The organism is Amaricoccus sp. (assembly GCF_036846665.1).
GTDB lineage: Bacteria > Pseudomonadota > Alphaproteobacteria > Rhodobacterales > Rhodobacteraceae > Amaricoccus.
Window position 1 is genome coordinate 1 of the sequence record NZ_DAIUBO010000219.1, and the last position, 6,449, is coordinate 6,449.

Annotated in this window: 6 protein-coding genes; all 6 read left to right on the plus strand. The window is 69.1% G+C overall.

The features are described from left to right. The first annotated feature begins 195 nt into the window (after positions 1-195). The 6 genes from V7050_RS16935 (at position 196) to V7050_RS16960 (ending at position 6,248) form a co-directional block, all read left to right on the plus strand. Complete coding sequence (locus tag V7050_RS16935) at positions 196-918, plus strand: FadR/GntR family transcriptional regulator (protein ID WP_324368253.1); 723 nt, start codon at positions 196-198, stop codon at positions 916-918. Then, the gene (locus V7050_RS16940) at positions 915-2,126 is read left to right on the plus strand and encodes a PLP-dependent transferase (RefSeq protein ID WP_324368251.1); all 1,212 of its coding nucleotides are present in this window, start codon (positions 915-917) and stop codon (positions 2,124-2,126) included. The genes V7050_RS16935 and V7050_RS16940 overlap by 4 nt, the downstream gene beginning before the upstream one ends. Next, positions 2,123-3,373, plus strand: coding sequence for an ABC transporter substrate-binding protein (locus V7050_RS16945; RefSeq protein WP_324368249.1), 1,251 nt, complete (start codon positions 2,123-2,125; stop codon positions 3,371-3,373). Before V7050_RS16940 ends, V7050_RS16945 begins: the two co-directional genes overlap by 4 nt. A gap of 66 nt (positions 3,374-3,439) precedes the next feature. Beyond that, positions 3,440-4,354: a carbohydrate ABC transporter permease gene (locus V7050_RS16950; protein WP_324368247.1), complete on the plus strand. Its 915-nt coding sequence runs from the start codon at positions 3,440-3,442 to the stop codon at positions 4,352-4,354. Continuing rightward, positions 4,355-5,179 (plus strand): carbohydrate ABC transporter permease, encoded by an 825-nt coding sequence (locus V7050_RS16955; protein ID WP_324368245.1) that lies wholly within the window; start codon positions 4,355-4,357, stop codon positions 5,177-5,179. Between the two features lie 4 nt (positions 5,180-5,183). After that, a complete protein-coding gene (locus tag V7050_RS16960; protein ID WP_324368243.1) occupies positions 5,184-6,248 on the plus strand; it encodes an ABC transporter ATP-binding protein in 1,065 nt (354 codons plus the stop codon). The last annotated feature ends 201 nt before the right edge of the window (positions 6,249-6,449 follow it).

A 6,449-nucleotide genomic window follows, 5' to 3' on the forward strand; every position in this document is an offset into this window, starting at 1 on the left:
CCAGCGCAACCATCCCGCCCGGCGGGCACCGCCGGGCAGCGCCCGCCCCGCCCCAGGCGGGCGCTGCCCGCATTTCATAGGGGGACCGTCGAGGAAGAAAGAATGAACTCCAGATTCGATCGCCCTGCCGGTTTCGAAGCGCCCACTTGCCAAGTCATGTCGTCTGACGTCTGATGACTCGAGAGGGAATCATCGGTGCCGCCAGCTTCCAGACCCCGGCCGCAGCTCGACGTCCTGCCCCCGCTCGGACGGGCGCGGCAGGTGGCCGAGGCGCTGTCGCGCTACATCGACGAGGCCGGGCTCGAAGCCGGGGACCGGCTCCCCTCCGAGCGCGAGCTGATGGCGGCGCTCGGCATCGGCCGGTCAAGCCTGCGCGAGGCGGTGAGCCAGATGCAGGCCCTCGGCGTGCTCGAGGCCCGCATCGGCAGCGGGACCTATGTCCGCAAGCCGGTATCGGCCCATACCCTGCACCTGCCGCTGTCGATCGAGGCGCACAACCTCGCCGACGGCCTGATGCTGACCCTCGAGGTCCGCCGCGGCATCGAGGTCGAGGCCTCGATGGCCGCCGCCCGGCGCCGCACGCCCGAGGACATCGTGCGCATGTCCGACACCCTCGAGGAAATGGAGCGGGTGCATCTCAGCGAGGGCACCTCCGGCCCGGCCGACCTCGCCTTCCATCTCACGATCTACCAGGCGAGCGGCAATCCGCTCTTCGGCCAGGTGCTCGAACAGCTCCGCGGCCATTTCGAGCGCTTCTGGGACCAGCCCTTCGACCGGCCGGATTTCGCCGGCCGATCCTTCCCGTTCCACCGCAAGCTCTTCGAAGCGATCCGCGACGGCGACGCAGCCGCCGCCGCCCGGCACACCCGCGCCATTCTGGACATCGTCGAAGAGGACATCCGGGACATGAGCCGATGACGATCTCCCGACACGACCTGGAACCCGATCCCGTCGAGGCGGCCCGCCTCCTCGTCACCCATGACGAGACCCATGCCTTCTCGGCCGTCGCCCCGCCGATCGTGCAGACCTCGCTCTTCACCTTCGGGAGCTACGACGAGATGGTCGCCGCCTATCGCGGCGAGATCGAGCGGCCGATCTACAGCCGCGGCCTCAACCCGACCGTCCGGCTCTTCGAGGAAATGATCGCCGCGCTCGAGGGCGCCGAGGATGCGCTGGGCTTCGCGAGCGGCATGGCGGCGATCTCGGCGGCGGTTCTCTCCTTCGTCGGCCCCGGCGACCGCATCGTCGCGGTCCGCAACGTCTATCCCGACGCCTTCCGCCTCTTCGGCACGCTGCTGTCCCGCCTGAACGTGACGGTGGCCTATGTCGACGGCCGCGATCCCGAGGCACTGGCCGCCGCGCTCGACGGCGCGCGGCTCCTCTATCTCGAGAGCCCGACCAGCTGGCAGATCGAGGCCCTCGACGTCGGCGCCCTCGCCGCCGCCGCGAGGGCGGCCGGCGTCCTCTCGATCATCGACAACAGCTGGGCGACGCCGGTCTTCCAGAACCCGCTCGCCCTCGGGGTCGATCTCGTGCTGCATTCGGCCTCGAAATACATCGGCGGCCACAGCGACGTCGTCGCCGGCGTCGTCGCCGGCCCGCGCGCGCTGATCGACCGCCTGCGGGGCGAGCAATATCCCTATGTCGGCGGGCGGCTCGCGCCCTTCGACGCCTGGCTCCTGGTCCGCGGGCTGCGGACGCTGCCGATCAGGATGCGGGCCCATCAGGAATCCGCGCTCGCCCTCGCGCTCCGCCTCGCCGCGCGGCCGGAGGTCGTGGGCGTCAACCACCCCGGCCTCGGCACATTGCCGCCGGGGCTGCGCGGCACCTCGGGGCTCTTTTCCTTCGAGCTGGCCGAAGGCATCGACGTCCGCGCCTTCTGCGACGCGCTGCGCCTCTTCAAGCTCGGGGTGAGCTGGGGCGGCTACGAGAGCCTCGTGGTGCCGGCCGAAGTCGTGCTCCAGCAGAAGGCCAGGCCGAACTCGGCCCATGCCTTCGGCATCAGCCCGCGTTCCGTTCGCATCCATGTCGGCCTCGAGGGCACCGAGGCGCTTTGGGCCGATCTCGTCGCCGGATTCGAGGCGGCGCATCACCAGCCGGATTTCAACAGGGGACCGAAGCAATGAAGAGACTGTTCACCACCGCCGCCCTCGCCGCCCTGCTCGCCGGGCCGGTTTCGGCCGAGACGCTGAAGCTCGTCGAGGTGATCACCAGCCCGCAGCGCACGGAGACGCTGAAGGGCATCGTCGCGGAGTTCGAAGCGGCGAACCCCGGCACGACCGTCGAGATCATCTCGCTGCCCTGGGGCGAGGCCTTCCAGAAATTCGCCACCATGGTCTCGGCCGGCGACATTCCGGACGTGATCGAGATGCCCGACACCTGGGTCTCGCTCTATGCCGGCAACGGCCTGCTCGCCGACCTCTCGCCCTATCTCGCGGAATGGGAGCATACCGACGACCTCTCCGAGCGCGCCGTGGCCCTCGGCCAGGTCGACGACAAGCCGGTGATGCTGCCCTACGGCTTCTACCTGCGGGCGATGTTCTACAACAAGGACCTGCTCGCGGAGGCGGGCGTCGAGGAAGTGCCGACCACGATCGACGAGTTCCGCGCCGCCGCCGAGAAGGTCTCGGCGCTTCCGGGCAAGGCCGGCTATTGCATGCGCGGCGGCCCGGGCGGCCTCAACGGCTGGGTGATGTTCCCCGCGACGGTGGCGGGCGACAACGTCTTCTTCGACGAGGAGGGGAACTCGACCTACGACAGCGAGGGCTGGGTCGAGGGCCTCACCTGGTTCATCGACCTCTACAAGGACGGGCTCGCGCCCAAGGACAGCGTCAACTGGGGCTTCAACGAGATCGTCGCCGGCTTCTACACCGGCCAATGCGCCTTCCTCGACCAGGATCCGGACGCGCTCATCGCCATCGCCGAGCGCATGAAGCCCGAGCAATACGGCGTGACCACCTTCCCGAAGGGGCCGAGCGGCAAGGCCTTCCCGACGATCGGCTATGCCGGCTGGTCGCTGATGGAGCCGAGCGAGCACAAGGATCTCGCCTGGAAGCTCATCGCCACGCTCGAGGGGCCGGAGGGCAACGTGCCCTGGAACAAGATGACCGGCGCGCTGCCGGCGCTGAAATCGGCCGAGAACGATCCCTTCTACCAGAGCGAGGCCTTCAAGGGCTGGTTCGATGAGCTCGCCGATCCGGACGTAGAGCCGACGACCATGCCGACCTGGCTCGAGGAATTCGCCTTCTTCAAGGACAGCCTGGCGATCTCCTCCGGGCAGAAGGCGCTCCTGGGCGAGATCACGCCCGAGGAGCTCGCGGCGGAATGGGCGGATTACCTGACCAAGGCGCAACAGAAGTACATTTCCCAGTAGCGTCGTCTCCGGCGTCCGGGGCGCGCGCGGCCCCGGACGCCGGGCCCCGTTCGAGGCGTGCTCCCGATGACCCCTGCCCCCCGGCGGCCCTTCCTGCAGCGGCTCGGCGACCGGGCCGAGCCCTGGCTCTACAGCGCGCCGGCGCTGATCGTCATCGCCGCGGTCATGCTGGTGCCGCTCGTCGTCGGCATCTCCTATGCGTTCCGCGACGTGCAGATCCTCAACCCCTTCTCCGGCGGTTTCGTCGGGCTCGACCATTTCCGCGCGCTCGCCGGGGACAAGGCCTTCCGGGTGGCGCTGGTCAACACCTTCTGGTGGACGGTCCTGACGGTGCTCATCCAGCTGCTCTTCGGGCTGGTCCTCGCACTTCTGCTCGACACGCCCTTCCGCGGACGCGGCATCGCGCAGGCGCTGGTGTTCCTGCCCTGGGCGGTGCCGACCTTCCTGACCGGCCTCAACTGGGCCTGGCTCTTCAACCCGACCATCGGCCCGCTGCCGCACTGGCTCCATGCGCTCGGCCTGCTCGCGGAGCCGAGCAACATCCTCTCCGACCCGAACCTCGCGCTCTGGGGGCCGATCACCGCCGCGGTCTGGTGGGGCATCCCCTTCTTCGCGATCACGCTGCTCGCCGCGCTCCAGTCGATCCCCTCCGATCTCTACGAAGCCGCCGCCATCGACGGCGCCAATCCGTTCCAGCGCTTCTGGTCGATCACGCTGCCCTTCCTCGCGCCGGTGATCGCGATCACCGTGCTCCTGCGCACGGTCTGGGTCGCGAACTTCACCGACCTGATCATCGTCATGACCGGCGGCGGCCCGGCGGACCGCACCCAGACGGTGGCGAGCTACATCTTCACCCAGGCGTTCAAGCGGCTCGACTTCGGCTATGCCTCGGCGATCTCGCTCGTCCTGCTCTTCCTGCTGCTCGCCTATGCCCTGCTCATCCTGCTGCTGCGCCAGCGCCTCATCGACCGGGACAAGTAGATGCGCGCCATCGGCACCCTCGCCCACCGCCTCGCGATCCTCGCCTATATCGCCTTCGCGCTCTTCCCGCTCTTCTGGCTGGTCAAGGTCTCGGTGACCCCGAACGACCTGCTCTATTCCGAGGGCATCCGGCTCTGGCCGTCGCGCACGACCTTCGAGCATTTCCGGTTCGTGCTCGCCCATTCGGACTTCCCGCTCTTCTTCCGCAACAGCCTGATCGTCTCCCTGGCGACCGCCTTCGTCGCGACCGCGCTCGCCGGCTTCGCCGGCTACGCGCTCTCGCGCTTCGCCTTCCGCGGCAAGCTGACGGTCTCGGGGCTCCTGCTCGTCACCCAGATGTTCCCGCTCGTCATGCTGGTGGCGCCGATCTTCAAGCTGCTCTCGCCGCTCGGGCTCACCAATTCGCTGACCGGCCTCGTGGTGGTCTATGTCGCCTTCAACGTCCCCTTCGCCTGCTTCCTGATGCAATCCTTCTTCGACGGCATTCCGCGCGACCTCGAGGAGGCGGCGATGATCGACGGCGCCTCGCGCTTCGGCGCCTTCCGCCAGATCATCCTGCCCCTGACCCTGCCCGGCATCGCCGCCACAGTGGGCTTCGTCTTCACCGCGGCCTGGAGCGAGATGATCTTCGCGCTCATGCTCATCTCCTCAAACGAGAAGGCGACCTTCCCGGTGGGGCTGCTCTCCTTCGTCTCGAAGTTCTCGGTCGATTTCGGGCAGATGATGGCGGCGGGCGTGCTCGCGCTCATCCCCGCCTGCCTCTTCTTCCTCCTCATCCAGCGGTATCTGGTCCAGGGCCTGACCGCCGGCGCCGTGAAGGGATAGCCCCATGGCCACCATCGACATCCGCGCCGTCTCCAAGGCCTACGGCGGCCATGCGCCGGTCCTGACCGACATCGACCTCTCGATCCGCGACGGCGAGTTCATCGTGCTCGTCGGGCCTTCGGGCTGCGGCAAGTCCACGCTCCTGCGCATGATCGCCGGCCTCGAGGCGATCAGCGCCGGCACCATCGCGATCGGCGGCCGCGTCGTGAACGATCTCGCCCCGAAGGCGCGCGACATCGCCATGGTGTTCCAGAGCTATGCGCTCTACCCGCACATGACCGTGGCCGAGAACATGACCTACAGCCTGCGCCTGAAGAAGACGCCCAAGGCCACGGTCGCCGAGAAGCTCGAGGCCGCCTCCCGGAAGCTCGGGCTCGACGCCTTCCTCGCCCGCAAGCCCAAGGCGCTCTCCGGCGGCCAGCGCCAGCGCGTCGCCATGGGCCGCGCCATCGTGCGTGCGCCCAAGGCCTTCCTCTTCGACGAGCCGCTCTCAAACCTGGACGCCCGCCTCCGCGAGCAGATGCGCGCCGAGATCCGCAAGCTCCACGCCGGCCTCGGCGCCACCTCGATCTATGTCACCCACGATCAGGTCGAGGCGATGACGCTCGCCGACCGCATCGTCGCCATGCACGGCGGCATCATCCAGCAGGTCGGCTCGCCGCTCGATCTCTACGACCGCCCGGCCAATCTCTTCGTCGCGGGCTTCATCGGCTCGCCGGGCATGAATTTCCTTCCCGGCCGCTGGGATGCCGGCGCGCGCGCCGTCCGCCTTAAGGCCGACAGCGTCCTGCCGGTCGAACGTGCGATCGATCTGCCGGACGGGAGTGCGATCACCGTCGGCGTGCGCCCCGAGCATGTGGGGCTCGGCGGCGAAGGCGGCCTCGCCGCGGCGGTGGAACTGGTGGAGCCGACGGGGCACGGGATCATCCTGCACCTGCGGCTCCAGGACCAGCCGTTCAAGGCGCTGACCACCGATCGGCGCTACCTCACGCCGCAGGAGAGCGTCACGGTGACCATGCCCGCCGATCGCCTCCATCTCTTCGACGGCAACGGCGACCGGATCGCCTGATACGGGCGGCACTTCCGCCCGAGCAAGCCTCGGGTTGGGAAGAAGGCCGCGCCCAGCGCGGCCCGCGCCGCCTTCCCCCGGACCGGAGGCGCGAGCCGCAGGGCGAGGGGGTGCAGCTTCGCCGGCGGTTGAGGATCGGGCCGCGTCGGCCCTGGACGGCGCGTTTGCGCGCCGGCCCCCGGCAGGGCCGGCGCGGCCCGA

Excerpts from the sequence above, each read along its gene's own strand:
- V7050_RS16960 (WP_324368243.1), top strand. The coding sequence starts at position 5,184 with ATGGCCACCATCGACATCCGCGCCGTCTCCAAGGCCTACGGCGGCCAT.
- V7050_RS16955 (WP_324368245.1), top strand. The coding sequence starts at position 4,355 with ATGCGCGCCATCGGCACCCTCGCCCACCGCCTCGCGATCCTCGCCTAT.
- V7050_RS16950 (WP_324368247.1), top strand. The coding sequence starts at position 3,440 with ATGACCCCTGCCCCCCGGCGGCCCTTCCTGCAGCGGCTCGGCGACCGG.
- V7050_RS16945 (WP_324368249.1), top strand. The coding sequence starts at position 2,123 with ATGAAGAGACTGTTCACCACCGCCGCCCTCGCCGCCCTGCTCGCCGGG.
- V7050_RS16940 (WP_324368251.1), top strand. The coding sequence starts at position 915 with ATGACGATCTCCCGACACGACCTGGAACCCGATCCCGTCGAGGCGGCC.